We start from the raw sequence: 23,683 nt of genomic DNA, 5'->3' as shown, positions 1-23,683 counted from the left end.
ATGCAGCTTTCGGACCTTTCCGTCCGCCGCCCCGTCTTCGCGGCGGTGCTGTCGATGCTGCTCACCATCGTCGGCATCGTGGCTTATCTGAACCTGTCGGTGCGCGAATATCCCGACACCGATCCGCCGATCGTATCGGTGCAGACCAACTATACCGGCGCTGCGGCGAGCGTGATCGAAGCGCGCATTACCCAGCCGCTGGAAGACGCGCTGTCGGGCATCGAAGGCATCGAAACGATCACCTCGCGATCGCGCGACGGCGCATCGGATATCTCGATCGAATTCCGGCCGGGCCGCAACATCGACGAAGCGGCCAACGACGTGCGCGACCGCGTCGGCGGCGCCGTCAGCAACCTGCCGGAAGACGTGCTCGCCCCGCAGATCCGCAAGGTCGATGCGGATGCTTCGCCGATCATGTTCATCACGGTGCGCCGTCCGGGCTGGTCGCAGCTCGAACTGGCCGACTGGGTCGATCGCAACCTGACCGACCGGTTCGCGACGATCGACGGCGTCGCGCGGGTGTTCGTCGGCGGCGATGCCCGCCCGTCGATGCGCGTCTGGCTACAGCCGGCCAAGCTCGCTGCGTTCCAGCTGACTCCGGCCGATGTCGAAGCCGCGCTGCGCCGCCAGAATGTCGAGCTGCCTGCCGGCCGCATCGAATCGCAGCAGCAGAATGTCACGCTGCGCGTCGATCGCCAGTTCCAGTCGCCGGAGAGCTTCGCGACTTTGGTCGTCGGGCGCGGGCCGGACGGCTATCAGGTCAAGCTGGGCGATGTCGCCCGTGTCGAGCGCGGCGCGGAAAATCCCTATACCCGCTTCCGGGTGAACGGGGCGCAGGCAGTGGGTCTGGGCATCGTCCGCCAGTCGGGTGCGAACACGCTGGCGGTGGCCGATGCCGCGAAGGCGATGATGGCCGAATTGCAGCCGACCATGCCCTCGGGGCTGGTGCTCGACGTGGGCAGCGACGATTCGCTGTTCATCGGCCGCGCGATCGAAGGCGTGTGGCATACGCTGGGCGAAGCCGCGGTGCTGGTGGTCGCGGTGATCTTCCTGTTCCTGGGATCGTGGCGCGCAACGTTGATCCCGGCGGTGACGGTGCCGATCTGCCTTCTCGGCAGCTTCGCGGTGCTGTGGTTCTTCGGCTTCTCGATCAACTTGCTGACGCTGCTGGCGCTGGTGCTTGCGATCGGCCTGGTGGTCGACGACGCGATCGTGGTGCTCGAGAATGTCTATCACCGGATCGAGGAAGGCGAACCTCCGCTGGTCGCGGCGTACAAGGGGACGCGGCAGGTGGGCTTCGCGGTCATCTCGACCACGCTGGTCGTCTGCGCGGTGTTCGTGCCGGTCTGCTTCCTCGCCGGCCAGACGGGATTGCTGTTCCGCGAACTGGCCGTGGCGATGATTGGCGCGATCGCCTTTTCGGGCTTCCTCGCGCTCAGCCTCACGCCGATGCTCTGCTCCAAGATGCTGCGGCACGAGCAGCGCGGCCGCTTCACCGGCTGGGTCGACGACAAGTTCCAGAGGCTCGAAGCCTTTTATGGCCGACGTCTCGACGGGGCGCTGCGCAAGCCGCTGCTGCCGCTCGTCGGCGTCGCGGCGTTTCTCGGCCTTGCGGGCTTCGCCTTCACCATGCTGCAATCCGAACTCGTCCCGGCCGAGGATCAGGGGCAGGCGCAGGTCCAGATTTCCGCGCCAGAAGGCACCGGCTTCGCGCAGATGGACCGCTACATGCTCGATCTGCAGAAGAAGCTGCTGCCGCTGCTCGATCAGGGCGCGATGCGCGCGCTGATCACGCGCACGCCGGGCGGCTTCGGGTCGAGCGACGATTTCAACAGCGGCAATTTCGTCGTCTTCCTTAAGCCGTGGGAAGAACGCGACAAGACCACCCAGCAGGTCGTGCAGCAGATCAACCGCATCCTTGCGCAGGAGCCGGCGGTGCGCGGCAACGCCTCGGTTCGCTCGGCGCTGGGTCGCGGACGCGGCCAGCCGATCGGCTTCGTGATCGCGGGCAACACCTATGAGGAGCTGGCTCGCGCCCGCGATCGCATCCTTCAGGCTGCGGCGAACAATCCCGGGATCGTCAACCTCGACAGCGATTACAAGGAAACCAAGCCGCAGATACGCATCGACGTGAACAGCGCGCGGGCAGGCGATCTGGGCGTTTCGGTCGAGGCGGTCAGTCAGGCGCTGCAGACGCTGCTCGGGTCGCGCCGTGTCTCGACCTATGTCGATCGCGGCGAGGAATATCGCGTGATCGTGCAGGCCGAGGACGCCGACCGCGCCAGCCTGTCCAACCTTGCCAACATCTATGTCCGCGCCCGCGACAACAGCCTCGTGCCCCTGTCGAGCGTGGTGACCACCCGGCAGGTCGCCGGGCCGCGCGATCTGGGTCGGTTCAACAAGCTGCGCGCGATCACTTTGTCGGGCGCGCTGGCGCCGGGCTATTCGCTGGGCGAGGCGCTGACCTTCCTTCAGGATCAGGCGCGCGCGTCGCCGGAGATCATCGCGGTGGGCTATCGCGGCGAAAGTCAGGCGTTCGTCGAAACGGGCGGGTCGATCCTCATGGTGTTCGGGATCACCATCCTGATCGTTTATCTGATCCTTGCCGCCCAGTTCGAAAGTTTCGTCCATCCCGCGGTGATCATCACCACCGTGCCGCTGGCGGTGGGCGGCGGCCTGCTCGGACTGATGATCATGGGCCAGTCGCTCAACCTCTACAGCCAGATCGGCATCGTCATGCTGGTGGGGCTGGCGGCGAAGAACGGCATCCTGATCGTCGAGTTCGCCAACCAGCTGCGCGACGAAGGCGCGGAGATCGCCGATGCGATCCGTCAGGCGGCGTCGCGGCGCCTGCGCGCGATCCTGATGACGTCGATCGCGACCATCGCCGGCGCCATCCCGCTGGTGATCGGCGGCGGGGCAGGCGGGGCGGCGCGGGCCTCGATCGGCGTGGTGATCGTGTTCGGCGTAGCGCTTGCGACGCTTATCACCCTTTTCCTGATCCCAATTCTCTATAGTAGATTGGCGAAGCGGACGAGTTCGCCCGACGCCGTCGGTCGCGAGCTTGACGCAGCACTAGGTTCGGAGGCACCTCAGCCGGCCGAATAATGGAGGTCGCGAGGTTGCGGGAGATTGCATCGAAGGGGCAGTTGCGCCTCGCCTATCTGCGATGGGCGGTCGTCACCGTGCCGTTTATCCTGCTGCTCGGCTTCACTTCGGCCCGCCTCGTTCCCTCGGGCGCGCAGAATCCGTGGTATGTCGCGCTGATCAAGCCGGAGAACATGCCGCCGGAGATCGCGTTCCCGATCGCCTGGACCGCCATCTATGTGCTGGCCGGTCTCGCGCTGGCGATGATCATCAATGCGCGCGGATCGACGCTGCGCGGGCCCGCGCTGGTCCTGTTCGCCGTCCAGATGGGCGTGAACCTCGCCTGGTCGCCGGTATTCTTCGGCATGCACCAGGTGAAGACCGCCTTCATCCTGCTGTGCGTGCTGGGCGTGCTGGTGGCGCTGACGATCATCCTGTTCGGCCGGATCCGGGTCGGCGCGGCGGTGCTGCTGCTGCCCTATCTCGTCTGGGTTTGCTACGCGGGCTTCCTGCTCAACCAGATCGACCGGCTGAATCCGAACGCCGGGGGCCTTGTGCCGTCGCGGTCGAGTGACCAAGTGATACTCGACGCCCCGGCCGACAATGGCGCGAGCGGCGAAGTGTTCGAGGTCGATAGCAATGCAAACTGACAACCGCCTGTTCGACGATTTCGTCAAGTTCGTGAACGGCGCTGCCGGCACCTTTGCGGGCATGGCGCGCGAAGGCGGCGAATCCGCCCGCGAACGCGCCAAGGAATGGATCGGCGGCCTCGATTTCGTCAGCCGCGACGAATTCGAAGTGGTGAAGGCGATGGCCGTTGCCGCGCGCGACGAAGCCGACGCGCTCAAGCTGCGTATCGCTGCGCTCGAAGCCCAGCTTGGCGCCGCGCCGGCTGCCGCCAAGCCCGCGCCGAAGCCGAAGGCGCCGAAAAAGCCGCAGGGATAAGCTTGCGCGGCTTTTCCACAGCTTTTCGACAGGCTTCCCCACGCCGCGCTTGTGCGGTTCATGAATGGACCGTTAGTTCTGCTCCAGCGTTTCTGGGGTGGAGGTTGTGATGCTCGACGAAGCCGAGTTCGATCGCGACGACGCCGCGCCGATCGATATGCTCGAAAACTATTATGCCGCGCATGGCTGGTCGCACGAGCGCGAGGACGACGAGATCGTCGCCAAGGTAAAGGGCAGCTGGACCGAGTACGAACTCCGCGCGATCTGGCGCGAGGAGGACGGGGTCCTGCAGTTCCTCGCCTTTCCCGACATCAAGGTGCCCGACGAACGCCGCCTGTCGCTGTACGAGACTATCGGGCTGGTCAACGAACAGCTGTGGATCGGCCATTTCGAACTGTGGTCGGCCAGCGGCATCCTGTTGTTCCGCCACGCCGCGATGGTCGATGGCGAGGAACCGACGCTCAGCCTCGGCCAGGCCGAACTGCTGATCGAAAGCGCGATCGACGAGTGCGAGCGCTTCTATCCGGTATTCCAGTTCGTGCTTTGGGGCGGGAAGACGCCCGCCGACGCGCTGGCTTCCGCGCTGATCGAGACGCAGGGCGAAGCTTGATGGGTTCAGAGGCGTGAGCACGCCCGCCAGCATCTGGCTGGTCGGATGCGGGAATATGGGCGGGGCGATGCTCCGCCGCTGGATCGAAAGCGGCGTGGAGGCTTCGTCCGTCACCGTCATCGATCCCTATACGCCGAAGGTACCGCGCGGCGTCCGGCTGGTTGCCGACATTCCCCAGGGGGTGCCCGACGTGCTGGTGCTGGCAATCAAGCCGCAGCAGCTCGACAGCCTGCCGAAGCTGAAGGCGAAGCTGCTCATCTCGATCCTTGCCGGGGTCGAGGAAGCCACGCTGGCCGGACGGTTCGACGTGGGGACCGTCGTTCGCGCGATGCCCAACCTGCCGGTCGATATCGCGAAGGGCGTGGTCGCGCTCCACACCGAAAGCAGCGATGCAGACGCGCGCGGTGTGGCGCACGCGCTGATGGCCCCGCTGGGGCTGGTCGAATGGATCGAGACCGAAGGCCTGTTCGACGTGGTCACCGCGCTTTCGGGCAGCGGGCCGGGGTTCGTCTATCGCATCATCGAAGCGCTGGCCGATGCTGGTACCGCGCTGGGCCTGCCCGCGGATCAGGCCCAGCGCTTTGCGATCGCTACGGTCGAGGGATCGGCGGCGCTGGCCGAGAAATCGGACGCGAGCCCGGCGACGCTGGCCGATCGCGTCGCCAGCCCGGGCGGCACCACACGCGCGGGCCTCAACGTGCTCGATCACGACAATGCGCTGAAGCGGCTGATCCACGATACGCTGGCCGCAGCCGCGCATCGCAGCGCCGAACTGGCGACCGCCGCGCGGAAGTAGGGCGGAACGTCAGCCGCCGCGGCGGGTTTTGTCCTCCGATACCCAATCCACGGAGGCGAACATGACGACCACCGAAGCGACACGCGACAACAAGGGCCGGTTCACCGGCAGCAAGGCCGTGAAGAACGGCAATGGCAAGAGCCTCGGCATGCTGGCCGGCGCTGCGGCGGGCGGCGTCGCGGTGGGCCTGCTGGCGCTGTTCGGGCGCAAGGCGATCGTGCAGGCGCCGAGCGCGCTGGCGCATGACTGGGTCGAAGCGCTGATCGGCGAGCATCGCGCGGTAGCGAAGATCTTCGACGCGATCGAAGCGACCGACGAAAGCGCGACCCTGCGCCGCTCGCTGCTGCTCGCGCAGCTCAAGCATGCGCTGACCAAGCACGCGATCGAGGAAGAGAATGTCATCTACCCCGCGCTGCGCGACGCGGGGAACAAGGACGCGGCCGACCTGCTCGTGAAGGAGCATGGCTATGTGAAGCAATATCTCTACGAGCTCGCCAACACGCCGAGCACCACGCCCGAATGGATGCAGATCGTGAGCCGCTTCCGCGCCGATCTGGAGGATCACGTCGCGGAGGAGGAGAACAACCTGTTCCCGATGCTCCGCGCCACGCTGAGCGAGGAAAAGAACAAGGCGCTGGCGGTGGCGATGAACAAGGAAGGCTTCAAGGTCGCTTAGCGGTACCGTTGCCGGGGTGAGGGACGGTGCTTCGCGCGTCGTTCCAGCCCTTGCAATGTTGGATTTGGCTTGCTTGGCTCGGAGGGCTTCGGCCGCTCTTTGAAAAGGGTCAAAACCCGGTTTCGCCTCGATTTTCGTGGGGAAGGGTTTTTCGCAATATAGGCGTCAACCGTGTCAACCACGCCGCATCGCCACGCAGGGATTTATCGTCCCAATTGCGCCACCCGGTCGCGCTCGGCCTCGGGAACCAGACCTTCCAGCACTGCCCAGAAGCCGCCCACAGCTTCGCGATCCGCGCGCGAATAGGCCGCGGAAAGTTTCTCGCGCAGCGCTTCGAACAGATCGGCTTCGAGCGCGGCACCCTTGGGCGTCAGGCGCAGCAGGCGCTGGCGGCGATCCTTCTCCCCGGTCCGCGTTTCGACCAGCTCGCGCTCGGCCAGTTCGCTCAGCACGCGGCCCAGCGATTGTTTGGTGATCGCCAGCAGCGCGAGCAACTCGCTCACCGTAAGGTCCGGCTTGCGCGCGATGAAATAGAGCGCCCGGTGATGCGCCCGGCCCAGGCCCTGTTCGGCCAGCCCCGCGTCAATCGATCGGGTCAGATGCGAATAGCCGAAATAGAGCAGCTCCACGCCGCGCCGAATCTCCGGCTCGCGCAGGAACAAAGGAGAGGCAGGAATTGGGGCAGCCATGTTGACCATTCTTGCCACCGGGCCTAGTCCTCCGCAACCCAAGACGAACGACCGGACACAGCCAATGGAAGACGCGACGATCCTGGATTTCGAGTTCGAGGCGCATGCCAGCCCGGTCGCCGTGGCCGATCGTGAGGCGCTCCTCCAGAATCCCGGCTTCGGCAAGGTCTTCACCGATCACATGGTCGTGATCAAATATTCGGTCGAAAAGGGGTGGCACGATGCCCGTGTCCAACCGCGCGGCCCGATCCAGATCGATCCCGCCTGCGCCGTGCTCCACTACGCGCAGGAAATTTTCGAGGGGATGAAGGCCTATCGCATGCCCGATGGCGGCGCCGCGCTGTTCCGTCCCGAAGCGAATGCCAAGCGCTTCCGCGACTCGGCCGAGCGCATGGCGATGGTGCCGTTGCCCGAGGAACTGTTCCTGAGTTCGGTCCGCGAACTGGTCCGCATCGACAGGGACTGGATCCCGAACAGCGAGGGCGGCTCGCTCTATCTGCGCCCCTTCATGTTCGCCAGCGAGACCTTCCTGGGCGTGAAGCCCGCGTCCGAATATCTCTACATGGTGATCGCATCGCCCGCCGGCGCCTATTTCAAGGGCGGCGCGCCCTCGGTCACGCTGTGGATTTCCGAGCACTATACCCGCGCGGCGCCGGGCGGCACGGGTGCGGCCAAGTGCGGCGGCAACTATGCCAGCAGCCTGATCGCGCAGGCCGAGGCGATCCGCAACGAATGCGACCAGGTGGTCTTCCTCGACGCTGTCGAGAACAAATGGGTCGAGGAACTGGGCGGCATGAACACCTTCTTCGTGTTCGAGGACGGCTCGATCCAGACCCCGCCGCTGGGCGGCACGATCCTGCCCGGCATCACTCGCGAATCGCTGCTCACGCTGGCGCGCGACGCCGGGATCACGGTGCGCGAGGAACGCTACAGCATCGATCAGTGGGAAGCCGACGCCCGCAGCGGCAAGCTGCGCGAAGCGTTCGCCTGCGGCACCGCGGCGGTGGTCACGCCGATCGGCCGCGTGCGCGGGCGCGAGACCGATTTCACCATCGGCAATGGCGGCCCGGGCATTCTGACCGAGAAGCTGCGCGCCGATCTGGTCGCGATCCAGCGCGGCGAGGCGCCCGATCCGCATGGCTGGCTGAAGCGCCTGTTTTAACCGGTCTTAGCCTCTTCCATCCACGGCGCGCGGCTCTATAAGCCGCGTTCCCGTTGGGGCGTCGCCAAGTGGTAAGGCAGCGGCTTTTGATGCCGCCATTCGCAGGTTCGAATCCTGCCGCCCCAGCCAATCCTTCCGGCCGGGTGAATCGCTCGACCGGCGGATCAAGCTACAACTCGCATCGATCGAACGCGCCTTTGGTTTGGACCGGGGGGCGGGCGGCACCTATTCATCATGGGAACAACGGCCCCTCGCGACATGAGGCAGGCCGCACAGACCCGAAGGATGAGGATGATGACGAGCATGAGCCCCGATCAGATGGCTGCCCAGCTGGGTGGTGGCCTCCTGTCCTTCCCGGTCACGCATTTCGATGCGGATGGCGCATTCGTCGAGGACGCCTATCGCGCGCATTGCGGCTGGATGCTCGAACATGAGCTGGCCGGCCTGTTCGCCGCCGGCGGCACCGGTGAATTCTTCTCGCTGACTCCGGACGAAGTCGCCCGCGTCGTCGCGGCGGCGGTGGCCGAAGCCAATGGCCGCCTGCCGGTGATCTCGGGCTGCGGTTACGGCACCGCGATCGCTACCGGCATCGCCCGCGACGCCGAAAAGGCCGGCGCCGACGGGATCCTGCTCCTGCCGCCCTATCTCATGGGATCGAAGCAGGAAGGCCTCGCCGCCCATGTCGAGGCCGTGTGCAAGGCGACCGGTCTGGGCGTGATCGTCTATAATCGCGACAATGCGATTCTCAACGACGAGACCCTCGCCGGTCTGTGCGAACGCAACCCCAACCTTGTCGGCTTCAAGGACGGCGTCGGCGATATCGAGCTGATGACCCGCATCTATGCGCGGATGGGCGATCGCCTGACCTATATCGGCGGTCTCCCCACCGCCGAGACCTTCGCCACGCCGTATCTGACGATGGGCGTCACCACCTATTCCTCGGCGATCTTCAACTTCATGCCCGAATGGGCGCTGGCCTTCTACAAGTCGGTCCGCGCCGGCGACCAGGCGGAAGTGATGAAGCAGCTCCGCGATTTCGTGCTGCCCTACATCACCCTGCGCAATCAGGGCCGCGGCTATGCCGTGTCGATCGTAAAGGCAGGGATGCGCATGATCGGCCGCGATGCCGGTCCGGTGCGCACGCCGCTGACCGATCTGTCGCCCGCCGAGGACGCGCAGCTGCGCACGCTGATCGAGCGGGTCAGCCCCAAGGCTCTGGCCGACGCTGCGTGACGGGATGAGCGGAGCGGAGTAAGCTGGCATGATGTTCGAACTCAGCCAGCTTCGCTGCTTCGTCGCCGCCGCCGAGGAGCTTCATTTCGGCCGCGCCGCCCAGCGGCTGAACATGACCCAGTCGCCGCTCAGCCGGCAGATCCAGCTCCTCGAGCGTATCCTCGACGTCACCTTGCTCGAACGCACCAGCCGGCAGGTCAGCCTGACCCCGGCTGGCCGCGTCTTCCTGATCGAAGCGCGCCGCATCGTCCGGCTGGCGGAGAGCGCCCAGCTTTCCGCCCGGCGCGTGGCGAAGGGCGATGCGGGCAAGGTCGCGATCGGTTTCACCGCCGTTTCCGGCTACAGCCTCGTGCCGCAGATCGTGGCGCAGGCGCGCGCCAGCCTGCCCAATATCGATCTCGAACTGCGCGAGATGGTGACCAGCGAGCAGGTCGACGCGCTGCTGACCGGCCTGATCGACATCGGCTTCGTCCGCCCCCCGCTCGACCGGCAGGAATTCGACTCGATCTGCGTGCTGCACGAGCCACTGCTGGTCGCGCTGCCCGCCGGCGATCCGCGCCAGAGCGAAGCCGAACTCGATCTCGACTCGTTCGATGGCCAGCCGCTGATCATGTATGCGCGGCAGGGCGCGGGCTATTTCCACGACATGCTGGTGCGCCTCTTCGACGAAGCCGGCGTCTCGCCCAATTATGTGCAGCATGTGACCCAGATCCATTCGATGCTGGGGCTGGTGCAGGCGGGCCTTGCGGCGGCGATCGTCCCGCAATCGGCGGCAGGGCTGCACATGATGGATGTCCAGTTCCGCGCGCTGAAGACCGAGCCGGAAAAGCCGGTCGAACTGCACATGGTGTGGCGGCGCGACAACCATAATCCGGCGCTGGAGCCGATGCGTCAGCTGTGCGCACAGACTGCGGTTTCGTGATCGGCCGCCGCGCCGTCGTCGCCGGGCTGGCGGCGCTGCCGGTCGCGGCGCCTGCGATGGCGAGCGGGCGGAAGGACCCGGTTGCCGCCACGCGATACGGCCGGGTGCGGGGCAGGGCGGAGGGCGGCGTGCTCGTCTTTCGCGGGGTGCGCTATGGCGCGGATACCGCCACGCGGCGGTTCCAGCGGGCGGTGCCGCCAAAACCCTGGACCGGCATCGCCGATGCGTTCGCGTACGGAGCCGCGGCGCCGCAGACGCGAGCCGACGAGCCGACCAGCGAGGATTGCCTGTTCCTCAACATCTGGACGCCGGGGCTGGACGCCGGGAAGCGTCCGGTGATGGTCTATCTCCACGGCGGCGCGCATGCGCATGGATCGGGTTCGGACCCGCTCTATGACGGCGGCAACCTCGTCCGGCGCGGCGACGTGGTGGTGGTGACGCTCAATCACCGGCTGGCCGGAATGGGCTATGCCTATCTCGCGCAGCTCGGCGGACCGGCGGAGTCGGGCAATGCCGGCAATCTCGACATCGTCCTCGCGCTGCAATGGGTGCGCGACAATATCGCGGGCTTCGGCGGTGATCCGGGCCGCGTCATGCTTTTCGGCCAGTCGGGCGGCGGGGCCAAGGCGATCACGCTGATGGCGATGCCCGAGGCGCGGCCGCTGTTCCATTCGGTCGCCACGATGAGCGGGCAGCACGTCACCGCCGCCGGGCCCAACCACGCCACCGAACGCGCCCGCGCATGGATGGCGAAAGCCGGTGCGGCGGACGTCGCGGCGCTGATGGCGATGCCGGTCGACCGGCTGGTCGAAGCGATGGCGATGACCGATCCGCTGGAGGACAAGGGCGAGATCAGCTTTGTCTCCACGCTCGATCACGGCGTTCTCCCGCGCCACCCCTTCGTCCCCGATGCTCCGCGCGAGGCCGCGCATATCCCGCTGATCGTCGGCAATACGCATGACGAGACCGGTGGCTGGATCGCGGACTGGCTCAAGGCGGGCGACACGACGTGGGACAATCTGCCCCAGCGCCTGCTGAGCCAGATGACCAAGGACATCGCGCCCGATCATGTGATCCGGCGCTACCGCGAGATCTATCCGCACAAGTCGCCCGGACAGATCCTGCTCGCCGCGTCCACCGCCGGCCGCTCATGGCCCGGCCATCTGATCCAGGCCGAGGAGCGCGCGAAGATCGGCGCGCCGACCTGGATGTATCAGCTCGATTATCCTTCGCCCGAGGCGGGTGGTGTGCTCGGCGCGTTCCACACGCTCGATATTCCTCTGGTGTTCGACAATGTCGCGGCGAAGGGATCGCGCACTGGCGACGGTCCCGACGCCAGGCTGCTCGCGGGGCGCATGGCGGATGCGTTCATTTCGCTCGCTCGCACCGGCAATCCCAATTGCGCCGGCGTACCCGCGTGGCCGCACTATGACCTGAAGCGCCGCGCGACGATGATCTTCGACCGACAGCTCCGCGTCGAAGACGACCCCCGCCGCGAGGAACGCCTGCTGTTCGCGGTCGCGCCGTACATCAAGCCCGGCGGGTAGAGCCGCGTCCGCCGCGATGCTAGAGCGCGGCAATGTTGAGCCATCGCCCCTATCTGCCCGCCGATCGCGCCGCGTGCCTTGCGCTGTTCGACAGCAATGTACCGCGCTTCTTCGACGTCGCGGAACGTCCCGGATTTGCGCAGTATCTGGATCATGCGGGCATGCGCTGGCCCTATCTCGTCGTGGAGCATGACGAGCGGATCGTCGGCTGCGGCGGCCATGCGGTCGAACCCGATGGTGTCAGCGTCGCCTTGTGCTGGGGCATGATCGACAATGCGCTGCACGGGCAGGGGCTGGGCCGTTTCCTGACCGAAGCGAGGCTGGCCGCGGCGCGCGTGGTTCCGGGTGCCACCCGCGTCGTGCTCAACACCAGCCAGCATACGCAGGGCTTCTATGCCGGCTTCGGCTTCGTGCCGGAGGCGGTCACGCCCGACGGCTATGCGCCGGGTATCGACCGGTGGGACATGGTGCTGTCTCTGGACTGAGGCTCAGCTGCGATCCCACGGAAATGCCAGCGTGGGCCGGTTGGCGTAACGCTTCATCGCCAGCGACAGCCGCGCGCCGCAGCCGGGTTCCAGCCGCAGGGTAAAGGCCGCCGCGCCGACATCCATCGGCGCGCCGTTCAGCGTCACGCTTTGGATCCGGTGCTCGGCATAGGCACCGCCCTGAATGGTGACGGTGCGGGGCAGGGTGCCCATGTTCACCAGCGTCACTTCGGTCGAACGGTCGCCCAGCGCGTGGACCAGCGCCCCGACATCCTCGGGCACGCCGGCGCGGCGCTTCTCGGCATCGAAATAGCGCAGCCGGCAATGCAGCGGCACGCCGCCCTGCGGCGCCGAAGTCGGCGACCATGAGGGGCGGGCGATGTGCAGCCCGCCGGTCATCAGCTGGATCAGGCTGGTGACGCTTGCGGGATTGATGTCGAGCGGCCAGTCGGCCAGCCGCGTGTCAGGCGTGGTCGGATCGTCCTCGCGCCGCTTGACGCGCTCGGCCACCCGCTTGAGATCCGCTTCCAGCGCGGTCACCGGATAATCGGCATTGCCGCCCTCGAGGAACGAGACCCAGGGATGCGATCCCGCCGCGGTGCGATCGGCCGGGTCCTGCGTCACATACCAGATTTCGAACCCGTTGGTCCGGTACGGGCCGGGCTTGAAGCTGTACCAGCCCTCCGGGCCGTACATGGTCGGGGCGTGGAGCTTGCCGTCGATGGTCTTGGACTGGGCGTTGATCGCGGCGGTCTGGCGCTTCCACACATCGATATAGGCCGGATCGCCGGTCAGCAGCGTGCCGTTCATGAAGGCGGTGATCGAACGCGGCACGCGGTTGCGATCCTCGCGCTTGCCGGTGTGCGGCACGATGGGGGAGAAGCCCCAGCCATAGACGCCGTCCCACCACCGGGCATCGGCCCTGCCGTCCGCGCCGACCTTGCTCGGCAGGATATCATTGTTGGCCTTCGCGCGGTCGATCCACGCATCGAGATAGTCGAGCGACCAGCGGCGGAACCGCTCGCCCGCGCCCAGTGCATATGCATTGAGCCCCAGCGTGGTCGCCTGAAGGTTCAGCGGGCTGTCGCACACCACGTCGCCATAATCGGCATAGTGATCGAGCGTCTCCTGATAGGTCGACTCGCCATGCTCCATATGGAAGCGCTCGCCTGCCTCGAACGGATCGCCCGCCCAATCTAGCGGGGTCGCGTTGCGCAGCATCGGGCCACGGCTGCCGTTCATCATGCTGCGCATGATGCGGTGCCGGGGATCATAGTTCGGCGCGGAGGGATCGCGCCCGGTGTAGAAATCGGCGTAGCGGCGGGTGCGATCAATCAGCTTTCGGTCGCGCGGGATCGACAGGCCCATGCGGTTGAAGGTCGTCAGCCCCTCGCTGTTGTGCTGCCAGTCCATCTGGACCGGGAATTCACGGTGATACATGCCGCGCCGCGCGATCGGCACGTCCACCGTATGCGCCGCGGCATATTGCTTGAGATGCCCTTCCCAGAAGCGCCGGGTGAGGTCGAGGATGCGGTCCGGCGCGCCCAGCGCGTGGAGGAGCATCCAGTCGTTGGTCGCCTCCGCCGCATCGTCCGGCCCGTCATTGGCGCCCCAGCGCGCGAAGACCTTCAGCCAGTCCCGCGAGTCGACATATTTGGCGTAATAGGCCTCGCACGCATCGGCATTGGCCTTGAGCAAATGGCGCTGGAGCACGGCCCAGCGCGGCGCGGCCATCGGCGTGCGGACGATGAGCGTGCCAGGCGCAGCGCGCGCGGCGGCGGGGAGAAGGGCGAGGGCCGTCGCGCCCTGAAGCAGTTGCCGCCGGTCGAGTCTCACGCCTTCAGCTCCACGCGCCGGATTGGCCCGGCAATCACAAGATACGCAAAGATCGTGATCACGCAGTGCACACCGACGAACACGAGCGCGAGATCGAACGATCCGGTTCCAGCAACGATGTAACCCACCGCGATCGGCGTGACGATGCCGGCGATGTTGCCGAACATGTTGAACACGCCGCCCGAAAGCCCCGCGAGCTGCTTCGGCGCGACATCGGCCATCACGGCCCAGCCCAGCGACGCGACGCCCTTGCCGAAGAATGCGACCGACATCAGCACGACCACCAGCCATTCGGCCTCGACCCAGACGCAGGCGATGATCATCGTCGCCAGCACCATGCCGACGACTAGCGGCCCCTTGCGCGCCCAGTCGAGCGAGCCGGTCTTCTTCAGGATGAAGTCCGAAGCATAGCCGCCCGCCAGCCCGCCGATGAATCCGCACATTGCGGGTGCGGCGGCGGCGATGCCGGCTTCGAGGATGTTCAGCCCGCGCTCCTTGACCAGATAGATCGGGAACCAGGTGACGAAGAAATAGGTCAGCACGTTGATGCAATATTGACCCAGATAGATGCCGATCAGCATCCGGTTCGCCAGCAGCTGGCGGATATTGTTCCAAGTGAAGGTCGGGGTCTTCGCCGCGCTCCCGCCATCCTCCATGTTCACCAGTCCGCCGCCGGCCTCGATATGCGCGAGCTCTGCAGCGTTGATGCCGGGGTGCCTCGCGGGCGAGTGGATGAAGCGCAGGAAGACGAGCGTCGCGAGCAGGCCGAGCGCGCCCATCACCCAGAAGACACTGCGCCAGCCAAAACTGTGGACCAACCAGCCCATCAGCGGAGCGAAGGCCACCAGCGAGAAATACTGGGCGGAGTTGAAGATCGCCGAAGCGGTGCCGCGCTCGGCGCCGGGAAACCATGCCGCGACCAGCCGGGCGTTGCCGGGGAAAGACGGGGCTTCGGCCAGCCCGACCATGAAGCGCAGCGCGAACAGCATCGCGACCGCCGAGAAAACCGGGACCAGCCCGACAAAGCCCTGCATCGCCGTGAACAGCGACCAGAGCGCGATTGCGCCGGCATAGATGCGCTTGGTGCCGAACCGGTCGAGCAGCGCGCCGCCGGGCACCTGCGCCAGCACATAGGCCCAGGCGAAGGCAGAAAGAATGAAACCGGTCTGAACCGTCGAAAGGCCGAGTTCGGCGGAAGCCGAGCTGCCCGCGATCGAGAAGGTGGCGCGATCGGCATAGTTGATCGTGGTGATCAGGAAGATCAGCGCGATGACGCCGTAGCGCACATGAGTCGGTCTGGCGTGCGCGTCGGTCATCATCGCTCTCCTGCGGATCTGCGGGCGTCCTTGGACGGGGCCGTTTCGATGCGATCCTTGCATCCGATCCTATCGATCGAGGGTCATCCGGTCCAAGTCGGATTCCGCGATGATCCAGCCACAGCTTGGCTTGATAACGCTCGCGCGCGTGCGGAGCGCGCGTGAAAGGCTGTCGGCGGATCAGTGCAGGCGACGCAATGATCGATGTCGTATTGAGGTTGGCTTGTCGCGATGCCCCCGCGCTATCGAACAATCGTCAACCCGGCTCGCAACGAAGCCGGTCCATAACGCGGCGTGGCCGCGAATAGGGGAGTCTGAGGCAATGTCCCGCATTCACAAGTTCAAGACCCTGCTGACCGTTTCGAGCGCGCTGGTCGCGTTCGCGGCTGCACCCGCTTTCGCTCAGGACGCCGCTGCGCCGGATGAAGCCGTCACCCAGGAAGAACCTGCTCAGGAAGGTGAGACGATCGTCGTCACCGGCTTCCGCGCCAGCCTGAACAGCGCGCTTGGCATCAAGCGCAACGAAACCGCGGCGGTCGACGTGATCAAGGCCGAGGACATCGCCGAATTCCCCGATCTGAACCTGGCCGAGTCGCTCCAGCGTATCCCGGGCGTCGCGATCAGCCGCGTCAACGGCGAAGGCCGCAACATCTCGGTTCGCGGTCTCGGCGCCGAATATACCCGCGTCCGCATCAACGGCATGGAAGCGATCGGCACCACCGGCGGCACCGACAATTCGGGCGGCGTGAACCGTGGCCGCGGTTTCGATTTCAACATCTTCTCTTCGGACCTGTTCAACAGTCTCGCCGTGCGCAAGACCGCGACCGCCGACATCGAGGAAGGCTCGCTGGGCGGCACGGTCGATCTGCAGACTTCGCGTCCGTTCGACTATAAGAAGCCAACGGCCGTCCTCTCGGTCGGCGGCAGCTACAACGACCTCAAGCAGAGCGTGACGCCGCGCATTTCGGGCCTGGTCACCACCAGCACCGAGGATGGCCGCTTCGGCGTGCTGCTGTCGTTCGCCTATGAAGAGCGCCAGTTGAAGGAAGAAGGCGCGAACATCACGCGCTGGACCTATGGCGGGTTCAACGGCGGGTTCAACGCGGCCTCGACCCTGAACGGCTATACGATCGCGCAGATCAACAACGCCGATCCCAATATCGCGCTGTTCCACCCGCGCATTCCGGGCCTTGTCAGCTATGACATCAAGCAGCAGCGCATCGGCGCGGCCGGATCGGTCCAGTTCCGCCCGACCGAACAGACGTTGATCTCGATTGACGGCCTCTATTCGCGCCTCGACGGCACGCGTCAGGAAGCGCAGTTCCAGGCGATCAGCTTCAGCCGCTCGGGCACCGGCAAGCCGCAGACGATCATCCGCAGCGGCACGGTGGATTCGAACAACAACATCATCAGCGGCACGTTCGACGCCGTCGATCTGCGCGTCCAGGCCCGCTACGACGAGCTCGAGACCGATTTCTATCAGGTCACCGCGAACCTCGACCAGAAGTTCGGCCAGTCGTTCAGGATCGGCCTCTCGGCGGGCTATGCCAATTCCTCGTTCAGCAACCCGGTCCAGACCACGGTGACGCTGGACGCCGCCAATACCAACGGCTTCTTCTACGATTTCTCGACCCGTTTCCCGACGATCCGTCCGGGCGTGGACATCGCCAACCCGGCGACCTTCGCGTTCAACAACGGCACGTCGGAAGTCCGCATCCGTCCGCAGACCGTCGACAACAGCTTCACCAGCTACAAGGGCTTCGCCGAATGGACCGTCAGCCCGGCGCTGACGCTCAAGGCCGGTGTCGACTGGCGCCAGTTCGACTACAGCTCGACCGAGGCGCGCCGCCTGCAAGGTGAAACCGTCGTTCAGACGCTGACCCCGGCGCAGATCGCCGCCGGCACCAATGTGTTCTCCGGCTTCGGCAAGGGCCTGACCATCCCGACCGGCACCCCGACCAGCTGGGTCGTGCCCGATCTGAACAAGTTCGCCGATCTCTACGGCATCTATTCCAACCCACTCTACGCAACCGGCGGTATCGAGAATGCCACCGCGCGCGGATCGTTCATCACCGTGCGCGAGCAGGATCTCGGCGCATGGGGCATGGCCGAATTCAACCTGAAGGACGCGGGCATCCCCGTCCGCGGCAATATCGGTGTGCGCTACGTCAAGACCGATCAGTTCTCGACCGGCTATGCCAGCCAGGGTGCGACGGTGAATCTCGTTTCGGCGGACCGCAGCTATGATCGCTGGCTGCCCTCGCTGAACCTCGTCGTCGACGTCACCGACACGCTGATGCTGCGCTTCGGCGCGGCCAAGACGATCGCCCGTGCGGGCATCGCGTCGATCACGCCGGGCGGCAACCTGAACGTTTCGGGTGGCAACCGCACCTTCAGCTCGGGCAACCCGAACCTGAACCCGACCACCTCGGACAATCTCGATTTCTCGGTCGAATGGTATCCGACGCGCGGCGCCATCTACGCGGTTTCGCTGTTCCAGAAGGATATCGGCACCTTCGTCCAGACGCTGAGTGTCTCGGCGCCCTTCAGCAGCCTCGGTCTGCCGGCGTCGCTGCTCAACGGCACCACCGCGCTGCCCACCGATACCTTCATCGTCAGCCAGCCGGTCAATTCGAGCGGCGGCCTGCTGCGCGGGTTCGAAGTCAATGTGCAGCAGCCCTTCAGCTTCCTGCCGGGCTTCCTCGCCAACTTCGGCGTGCTGGCGAACTATACCTATGTCGACTCGAACATCAGCTACCTGCTGACCGCGAACGGCAGCTCGACGGTGACCGCGCCGCTTGTCGGTCTGTCCAAGCACGCCGCCAACGGCACGCTGTATTACGAGACCAAGAAGTTCTCGATCCGCGGTTCGGTGGCCTACCGCTCCAGCTATCTGACCGCGGTGCCCGGCACCGAGGGCAATGCGTGGAACGGCACCAACGGCACCACCAATGTCGACGCGCAGATCTCGTACAATGTCACCGACAATTTCAAGCTGAGCCTCGAGATGATCAACCTGACCGATGCGCGGAACGATCAGTTCGTGGACGAGACCAATCGCCTCAACGTGCTGACCCATAGCGGTCGCCAGTTCCTTGCGGGTGCGCGCTTCGCGTTCTGAGCCTCCCCTGGCCAAAGCCCCGCCGATGCCCGCCACCCCATGCCCGGGGTGGCGGGCACTTTTTATTACGTCGCCTTCAATGTAGTTCGGGGCAGGCGGTGCGGACGTCGGTGCGGATCCAGTCGATGAACGCCTGCACCGGCGGACGCAGCGTGCGGCCGCGCGGGCGCGAGATCCAATAGGCCGAACGCACCGGGGTGCGATCGCCGAACAGCTGGACCAGCCGGCCGGAGATGATGTCGGGCGTGGCGAGGATGCGCTTGGCCAGCGCCGCGCCGCGGCCCGAAACCGCTTGATCGATCAGCAGCCCGGGGTGGTCGAAGCGCGATCCGCGCGTGCTTTCCAGCGGCGAAGCGATGCCGTGCGCCTGGAACCATGCCGGCCAGTCGGGGAAGGACGGGTCGATCTTGTCGCTGACATAATGGAGCAGGGGGGCCGCGATCAATCCGGTCGGGCCGTTGCCAAGGCCATAACGTTCGACGAACTCGGGCGAGGCGACCGGCACCACTTCGTCATGGACCAGCGGCTCGGCGATGCTCTCGTCACCCGCGTCGAGACCGTAGCGGATATAGACGTCCGACTGGGCCTTCCCGCCGCGCGGCCCCTGCGCATCGACCGAGACCCATACGTCGAACTCGGGATAATCGCGGCGAAAGCCGTCGAGCCGGGTCAGCAGCCATTTCGCCGCGAAGGTCGGCGGCGCCACGACGTTGACGACATGCGCCTGCTCGTCCTCGAACCTTAACAGGCCAGCGCCTTGGCTGATCTGTCCGAAGCCCTCCGTCAGCAGCGGTAGCGCAGCTTCGGCCTTGGTGGTGAGCAGCACCGACCGGCCGGTGCGCCGGAACAGCGGCGTTCCCGCCCAGAGCTCGAGCGCGCGAATATGCTGGGTGACGGCGCCCGGCGTGATCCCCAGTTCGTCGGCCGCGCGCGTGAAGCTGCGGTTGCGCGCGCAACTGGCGAAGACCTTCAGGGCCGTGAGGGAGGGCAGAGCCTCATTCATCCTCGCAATTGATAGGAATTAAATCCGAAACGGAAGATAGTTTTGGTTCGCGGGCCGAAACCCGTGCGATTTACGCGATGGATGGCGTGAGCGGTTGTGGCCGTTCGCGTGCGACGGCCTGTGCCGGCAGCGTCCAGATCAGCCCGCCGACCGCCGCCATCGCGACTCCCAGCGTCAGGAACGCGATCTGATAGGTCCCGGTCACGTCATAGACCCAGCCGGCATAGACGCTGCCGAGCGACCCGATCGCCGATCCTGCCACCATGATCGTCGCGTCGATGATGGTGAACTGCCGCCGGCCGAACAGCTTCGCCACGAACACCGGGAACAGCACCAGAGGCGCCGAATAGGTGAGGCCGTAAAGCGGCACGAACAGCTGGAGCGCGATCGTGTTGCCGCCGGAGAGATAGACGAACAGCAGGGCCAGCGCGGCCGAGGCGAGGACAAGGCTGGCGACCAGCGCGATGCGGACATCGGCGCGATCGGAGAGCCAGCCGAACAGCAGCTTGGTCGCCGCAGCCAGCAGGAACAGCACGCTCATGATCAGCGTCGCTTCCTTCAGCCCATAACCCATCCCGAGCACCGCCGGGATGAAGTGGAGGAAATAGGCGTTGGTCGATGCCCAGAAGAGGACATAGCCGAGCAGCACGGTCCAATAGGCGCGGGTGGCGAGGGCTTCGCGCAGCGTCACGCCCTCTGCCTGCGCCGGTGTCTGCCCGCCGGTGGCGAGCGCTTCGGGCGGCCGCGTGCGGACGACCAGCACGGTCGCCAGCGGCACGATCAGCAGCATCGCCGCGCCCAGCGCGAGATAGCCGCTGCGCCAGCCCCAATGCTCGACCGCGAAGCCCAGCAAGGGATTGAACAGCACCCCGCTGGTCGTGGTGCCGGACAACGCGATACCGATGGCGAGGCCACGCTGCCTCTCGAACCAGTTGGAGAGGACGAAGGGCGTCACCACCAGGCTGATCCCCCCACCCGACATCAGCATATAGGCGACCAGCAATTGCGGATAGCTTTGCGCCGTTCCGGCGACGAGGAAGCCGAAGCCGATGATCGCGCCCAGTACCGCGATGAAGCTCTCCGCCCGCACCCGGCGGAGCATCAGCCAGCCGCCAATCAACGATACCACACCGGCAACCGCGACATTGGCGCTGAGCAGCGTCGCGCCCGCCGCGTGGCTCAGGTCGAACTCCTCGAGCAGCGAGGGGAAGAACACGCCCTTGGAGGCGCTGATCGTCCCGCAGAACGCGCAGATCAGGTGGAGGACGATGACGATCCCCCAGCGGCGGCTGGGCAACAGGGTCATGCAGGCACCTCTTCGAGCAAGGGAACATCGGCGGCGCGCGCGCGTGCCAGCCACGGGGCGATGTCGGCCGCGACGCTTTCCAGTTCGCGCAGGATCGTGACGGCTGCGCTTTCGCCCAGCGGCAGGCGGAAGGGTGGATTGGCGTCCTCCACCGCATCGATGATCGTCGCGGCGGCGCGCGCCGGGCAGCCGGCCTGCGTGCCGCTTGTCGCATGAACGGTGCGGCGGCGGACGCCTGCGGTCGGAGCGTACGCGTCGATATGGATCGGCGACTGGCGCAGCGAACTGCCCGCCCAGTCGGTGCGGAAGGGGCCGGGCTCGACCAGCAGCACGCGCAGGCCGAGCGGCGCGAGTTCCTTGGCCAGCGATTCCGACAGGCCTTCGACTGCGAACTTGCTCGCGGCATAATAGCCCGAGCCGGGAAAGCCCGCGAAACCGCCGGCCGACGAGATGTTGACGATCGTCCCGCGGCCCCGCGCCCGCTGTCCGGGCAGTACTGCCCGGATCAGCGCAGCGAGTCCGAAGACATTGGCGTCGAACAGCGCGCGGATTTCATCATCTTCGCCTTCCTCGACCGCGGCGAGATAGCCGTATCCGGCATTGTTCACGAGGACGTCGATCGCTCCGAAATGCGCTTCGGCCTGCGTCACCGCTTCGCCGATCTGGCCGGCATCGGTCACGTCTAGGGGAAGGGCCAGCAGCCGCTCATCCGCGAGATCGGCCAGCGTGGCCGGATCGCGTGCCGTCGCCACCACGCGATGGCCCCGTTCCAGCGCCTGCCCGACGATCTCGCGCCCGAAGCCGCGCGACGCGCCGGTGACGAACCAGACCTGTTCGCCCGCCATTACGAAGTCGCCAGAAAGACGGGTTCGACATCCTCGAACGGATCGATGTCGCGCCAGTCGGTATTCGCCGGGATCACCCGCGCATTGCCACGGATGCCGGCATAGTCGAAATCCCCCGCCGATTTCTGGCCCCAGATTTCGGTGCTGCCGTCGCGCAGCGCATAGGCGGCCTTCAGCAAGGTGCGGCGAGTCAGGTCGATGATCGTGTCGCTGCTGCCCAGATTGTCCTGGGTGCGATCGGTAATCGGGCCCATCGATTCCTGGATGATGAAATCCTCGTGGAAGCTGTGGCGGCCGATAAAGCCCGTCGCATGACCCGCCTGCATCGCATCGCGGTTCTGCCCCCACAGATTGCTGACGTCGCCCAGGCCCGCGGCGAAATTGTCCGGGTCGGGATCGGTGTACCGCCAGCGCTCCTTCGAGGCCTGCTGATCGATCGGCTGATGCGTGTTGTAGGTCAGGAAATATTGCGCGGCCCATTCGTCGTCGAACGGCACGGAAATGCAGATGGTGCGATCGTCGCTCTGCCGCGACGATCCCGGCAGGAAGGAATAATAGGGTGCGGCGAACATCCGCAGATTGCCCTGCTTCCGCCCGTCCGAAAGATCGCGGATCGCGGCTTCGCGAAAACCGAACGGCGTTACGTCGAACTCGAACGACGGGGCAGGGGCCTCGATCAGCCGCTGCACCTGCGCCTCGCGCACCTCCTTGCCGCCGGTGAAGAAGGTCTCCTTGAACGAGCTGCGGTGCAACTGGCCCAGATGCGCGCTGTCGAGCACCGCTTCCATCCCCTGCACCCAGTTGCAGTGGAACAGGCCGACGCGGATATCGATCTGATCCTCGGGCAGCGAGTTGAACTCATAGTCGGGGAATTCCGGCGGCTCGATCCCTTCGCCGACGAACGCCCAGATCAGTCCGCCCGCTTCGCGCACCGGATAGTGGCGCACCTTCACGCCCTCGGCGAACTTCGCGGCGCAGGCGGGCGGCTCGGTCGGGACCTGCTCCACCTTGCCGCCGACGCCGATCTTCCAGCCGTGGAACAGGCAGCGCAGCCCCTCGCCCGAATTGTGGGCGAGGGCCAGGCTCGCGCCGCGATGCGGGCATCGCTCGCGCAGGAAACCGATCCTGTTGCTCTTGGTGCGATAGGTGACGAACAACTCGCCCAGCAGGCGAATGCGAACCGGTGCGCCGTTGGGCTCCAGCTTCGCCGCGCGCACCACAGGGTGCCAGAAGCGGCGGAGATATTCGCCCATCACCGTGCCCGGCCCCACCCGGGCAAGGTCCTCATTCTCCTGATGGGTCAGAGGCTTGGGATATTCCGGTTCGATCGCCTGCTGGTACGTCACATGCCCCTCCGCTCAGGCCGCCAATGCTTCGCGCGCGGCCGCCGGCGCGACGCGATCGAGGAAGGCGAAGCTGCGGGCATGGGCACGCTCGGCTTCGCGCGCGTCGAATTCCGGACGGCCGGCAATCGCGAAGCCGTGGCCGATCTCGGGATAGAAATGGATCTCGGCGTCTTCGCGGTCCTTCAGCGCATTGACCGTCTTCGCGAACAGCCGCTCCTCGGCCACCGCGTCGTTTTCGGGGAAGTGGAAGACCCAGGGCTGCGACACGCCGGACGCACGGTCGAGCGCGAGACGTGCGGGGAAATAGGCCACGCCGAAATCGGGATCGAGCACCCCGCCGACCGTGCCGGCAAAACCCAGGATCGCGCCGAAGCCGAAGCCGAGAATGCCGACCGGCCCTTCGACTTCGGGAAGCTCCTTTAGCGCCGCCCAGGTCGCGGGAATGTCGTCCGCCACCTGATCGCCGCCGCCGATCTCGGCCAGCGCCTGCACCGCGATCGCGCGATCGGCATAAGCGAACACGGTGTCGGTCGCGCGGCGCCAGAAGAACACGTCGGGCGCGAGCACGACATAGCCGCGTGACGCATAGAGGTCCGCCAGCCCGCGAATATCGACATTGGTGCCGTAGATTTCCTGCAGCAGCAGCAGGCCCGGTCCGCGGCCGGACGGCGGCAGCGAGAGATAGCCGGTCAGCGTCTTGTCGCCGTCGGACTTGATGGTGAGGGTACGCGTGGTCATTGCCGGAAACTCCTGGCTGG

20 protein-coding genes and 1 tRNA gene are annotated in these 23,683 nt (G+C 66.1%); 13 read left to right on the top strand and 8 right to left on the bottom strand.

Features of this window, described 5'->3' with window-relative positions; all coding sequences use genetic code 11:
* From HHL13_RS08985 to HHL13_RS08960, 6 genes are all read left to right on the top strand, one after another.
* Complete coding sequence (locus HHL13_RS08985) at positions 1–3,108, top strand: efflux RND transporter permease subunit (protein ID WP_169555338.1); 3,108 nt, start codon at positions 1–3, stop codon at positions 3,106–3,108.
* 14 nt (positions 3,109–3,122) lie between these two features.
* Positions 3,123–3,737 carry a TspO/MBR family protein gene (locus tag HHL13_RS08980; RefSeq protein WP_169555337.1) on the top strand — a complete coding sequence of 205 codons (615 nt, stop codon included), beginning with the start codon at positions 3,123–3,125 and terminating at the stop codon, positions 3,735–3,737.
* The gene (locus HHL13_RS08975) at positions 3,727–4,032 is read left to right on the top strand and encodes an accessory factor UbiK family protein (protein ID WP_169555336.1); all 306 of its coding nucleotides are present in this window, start codon (positions 3,727–3,729) and stop codon (positions 4,030–4,032) included. The genes HHL13_RS08980 and HHL13_RS08975 overlap by 11 nt, the downstream gene beginning before the upstream one ends.
* A gap of 109 nt (positions 4,033–4,141) precedes the next feature.
* Positions 4,142–4,642 (top strand): YbjN domain-containing protein, encoded by a 501-nt coding sequence (locus HHL13_RS08970; protein WP_169555335.1) that lies wholly within the window; start codon positions 4,142–4,144, stop codon positions 4,640–4,642.
* A gap of 13 nt (positions 4,643–4,655) precedes the next feature.
* Positions 4,656–5,438, top strand: coding sequence for a pyrroline-5-carboxylate reductase (gene proC / locus HHL13_RS08965; protein WP_346775528.1), 783 nt, complete (start codon positions 4,656–4,658; stop codon positions 5,436–5,438).
* Between the two features lie 61 nt (positions 5,439–5,499).
* Entirely contained in the window at positions 5,500–6,114 is a 615-nt protein-coding gene (locus HHL13_RS08960; protein ID WP_169555334.1) for a hemerythrin domain-containing protein, read from the top strand.
* A gap of 203 nt (positions 6,115–6,317) precedes the next feature.
* On the opposite strand, the gene HHL13_RS08955 is transcribed toward HHL13_RS08960, so the two are convergent.
* Positions 6,318–6,803 (bottom strand): MarR family transcriptional regulator, encoded by a 486-nt coding sequence (locus HHL13_RS08955; RefSeq protein WP_169555333.1) that lies wholly within the window; start codon positions 6,801–6,803, stop codon positions 6,318–6,320.
* 64 nt (positions 6,804–6,867) lie between these two features.
* Here HHL13_RS08955 and HHL13_RS08950 point away from each other — a divergent pair, with 64 nt between their 5' ends.
* The 6 genes from HHL13_RS08950 to HHL13_RS08925 all read left to right on the top strand — a co-directional run bounded on the left by HHL13_RS08950 (position 6,868) and on the right by HHL13_RS08925 (position 12,152).
* Positions 6,868–7,965, top strand: coding sequence for a branched-chain amino acid aminotransferase (locus HHL13_RS08950; RefSeq protein ID WP_169555332.1), 1,098 nt, complete (start codon positions 6,868–6,870; stop codon positions 7,963–7,965).
* A 54-nt stretch (positions 7,966–8,019) separates the two neighbouring features.
* Positions 8,020–8,094 (top strand) — tRNA-Gln (locus tag HHL13_RS08945).
* Positions 8,095–8,259: 165 nt separating this feature from the next.
* Positions 8,260–9,198, top strand: a complete 939-nt coding sequence (gene kdgD / locus HHL13_RS08940) for a 5-dehydro-4-deoxyglucarate dehydratase (RefSeq protein ID WP_169555331.1) — start codon at positions 8,260–8,262, stop codon at positions 9,196–9,198.
* A gap of 28 nt (positions 9,199–9,226) precedes the next feature.
* A complete protein-coding gene (locus HHL13_RS08935; RefSeq protein WP_240953663.1) occupies positions 9,227–10,120 on the top strand; it encodes a LysR substrate-binding domain-containing protein in 894 nt (297 codons plus the stop codon).
* Positions 10,096–11,667 (top strand): carboxylesterase/lipase family protein, encoded by a 1,572-nt coding sequence (locus HHL13_RS08930; RefSeq protein WP_346775527.1) that lies wholly within the window; start codon positions 10,096–10,098, stop codon positions 11,665–11,667. Before HHL13_RS08935 ends, HHL13_RS08930 begins: the two co-directional genes overlap by 25 nt.
* Before the next feature lie 32 nt (positions 11,668–11,699).
* On the top strand, positions 11,700–12,152 hold the full coding sequence (locus tag HHL13_RS08925; RefSeq protein ID WP_169555330.1) for a GNAT family N-acetyltransferase: 453 nt from the start codon (positions 11,700–11,702) through the stop codon (positions 12,150–12,152).
* Between the two features lie 3 nt (positions 12,153–12,155).
* On the opposite strand, the gene HHL13_RS08920 is transcribed toward HHL13_RS08925, so the two are convergent.
* Positions 12,156–13,988 carry a hypothetical protein gene (locus tag HHL13_RS08920; RefSeq protein WP_169555329.1) on the bottom strand — a complete coding sequence of 611 codons (1,833 nt, stop codon included), beginning with the start codon at positions 13,986–13,988 and terminating at the stop codon, positions 12,156–12,158.
* Positions 13,985–15,304 (bottom strand): MFS transporter, encoded by a 1,320-nt coding sequence (locus HHL13_RS08915; protein ID WP_169555328.1) that lies wholly within the window; start codon positions 15,302–15,304, stop codon positions 13,985–13,987. Before HHL13_RS08915 ends, HHL13_RS08920 begins: the two co-directional genes overlap by 4 nt.
* A 322-nt stretch (positions 15,305–15,626) precedes the next feature.
* On the opposite strand from HHL13_RS08915, the gene HHL13_RS08910 reads away from it, so the two are divergent.
* The gene (locus tag HHL13_RS08910) at positions 15,627–18,425 is read left to right on the top strand and encodes a TonB-dependent receptor (protein WP_169555327.1); all 2,799 of its coding nucleotides are present in this window, start codon (positions 15,627–15,629) and stop codon (positions 18,423–18,425) included.
* A 76-nt stretch (positions 18,426–18,501) separates the two neighbouring features.
* Here the strand turns inward: HHL13_RS08910 and HHL13_RS08905 are convergent, their stop codons facing one another.
* The 5 genes from HHL13_RS08905 to HHL13_RS08885 all read right to left on the bottom strand — a co-directional run bounded on the left by HHL13_RS08905 (position 18,502) and on the right by HHL13_RS08885 (position 23,663).
* Positions 18,502–19,428 carry a LysR substrate-binding domain-containing protein gene (locus HHL13_RS08905; protein WP_169555326.1) on the bottom strand — a complete coding sequence of 309 codons (927 nt, stop codon included), beginning with the start codon at positions 19,426–19,428 and terminating at the stop codon, positions 18,502–18,504.
* Between the two features lie 70 nt (positions 19,429–19,498).
* Positions 19,499–20,734: an MFS transporter gene (locus HHL13_RS08900; protein ID WP_169555325.1), complete on the bottom strand. Its 1,236-nt coding sequence runs from the start codon at positions 20,732–20,734 to the stop codon at positions 19,499–19,501.
* Positions 20,731–21,579, bottom strand: a complete 849-nt coding sequence (locus tag HHL13_RS08895; RefSeq protein ID WP_169555324.1) for an oxidoreductase — start codon at positions 21,577–21,579, stop codon at positions 20,731–20,733. The genes HHL13_RS08900 and HHL13_RS08895 overlap by 4 nt, the downstream gene beginning before the upstream one ends.
* Complete coding sequence (locus HHL13_RS08890; protein WP_169555323.1) at positions 21,579–22,925, bottom strand: Rieske 2Fe-2S domain-containing protein; 1,347 nt, start codon at positions 22,923–22,925, stop codon at positions 21,579–21,581. The genes HHL13_RS08895 and HHL13_RS08890 overlap by 1 nt, the downstream gene beginning before the upstream one ends.
* Before the next feature lie 12 nt (positions 22,926–22,937).
* On the bottom strand, positions 22,938–23,663 hold the full coding sequence (locus HHL13_RS08885) for a dienelactone hydrolase family protein (protein WP_169555322.1): 726 nt from the start codon (positions 23,661–23,663) through the stop codon (positions 22,938–22,940).
* Between the last annotated feature and the right edge of the window lie 20 nt (positions 23,664–23,683).

It is taken from the genome of Sphingomonas sp. G-3-2-10, assembly GCF_012927115.1.
Classification (GTDB): Bacteria; Pseudomonadota; Alphaproteobacteria; order Sphingomonadales; family Sphingomonadaceae; genus Sphingomonas.
This window is presented reverse-complemented; position numbering and strand designations above follow the sequence as displayed.

Excerpts from the sequence above, each read along its gene's own strand:
- HHL13_RS08950 (WP_169555332.1), top strand. The coding sequence starts at position 6,868 with ATGGAAGACGCGACGATCCTGGATTTCGAGTTCGAGGCGCATGCCAGC.
- HHL13_RS08915 (WP_169555328.1), bottom strand. The coding sequence starts at position 15,304 with ATGACCGACGCGCACGCCAGACCGACTCATGTGCGCTACGGCGTCATC.
- HHL13_RS08905 (WP_169555326.1), bottom strand. The coding sequence starts at position 19,428 with ATGAATGAGGCTCTGCCCTCCCTCACGGCCCTGAAGGTCTTCGCCAGT.
- HHL13_RS08895 (WP_169555324.1), bottom strand. The coding sequence starts at position 21,579 with ATGGCGGGCGAACAGGTCTGGTTCGTCACCGGCGCGTCGCGCGGCTTC.
- HHL13_RS08885 (WP_169555322.1), bottom strand. The coding sequence starts at position 23,663 with ATGACCACGCGTACCCTCACCATCAAGTCCGACGGCGACAAGACGCTG.
- HHL13_RS08925 (WP_169555330.1), top strand. The coding sequence starts at position 11,700 with ATGTTGAGCCATCGCCCCTATCTGCCCGCCGATCGCGCCGCGTGCCTT.
- HHL13_RS08975 (WP_169555336.1), top strand. The coding sequence starts at position 3,727 with ATGCAAACTGACAACCGCCTGTTCGACGATTTCGTCAAGTTCGTGAAC.
- HHL13_RS08935 (WP_240953663.1), top strand. The coding sequence starts at position 9,227 with ATGATGTTCGAACTCAGCCAGCTTCGCTGCTTCGTCGCCGCCGCCGAG.
- HHL13_RS08985 (WP_169555338.1), top strand. The coding sequence starts at position 1 with ATGCAGCTTTCGGACCTTTCCGTCCGCCGCCCCGTCTTCGCGGCGGTG.
- HHL13_RS08960 (WP_169555334.1), top strand. The coding sequence starts at position 5,500 with ATGACGACCACCGAAGCGACACGCGACAACAAGGGCCGGTTCACCGGC.
- HHL13_RS08955 (WP_169555333.1), bottom strand. The coding sequence starts at position 6,803 with ATGGCTGCCCCAATTCCTGCCTCTCCTTTGTTCCTGCGCGAGCCGGAG.
- HHL13_RS08900 (WP_169555325.1), bottom strand. The coding sequence starts at position 20,734 with ATGACCCTGTTGCCCAGCCGCCGCTGGGGGATCGTCATCGTCCTCCAC.
- kdgD (WP_169555331.1), top strand. The coding sequence starts at position 8,260 with ATGACGAGCATGAGCCCCGATCAGATGGCTGCCCAGCTGGGTGGTGGC.
- HHL13_RS08970 (WP_169555335.1), top strand. The coding sequence starts at position 4,142 with ATGCTCGACGAAGCCGAGTTCGATCGCGACGACGCCGCGCCGATCGAT.
- HHL13_RS08910 (WP_169555327.1), top strand. The coding sequence starts at position 15,627 with ATGTCCCGCATTCACAAGTTCAAGACCCTGCTGACCGTTTCGAGCGCG.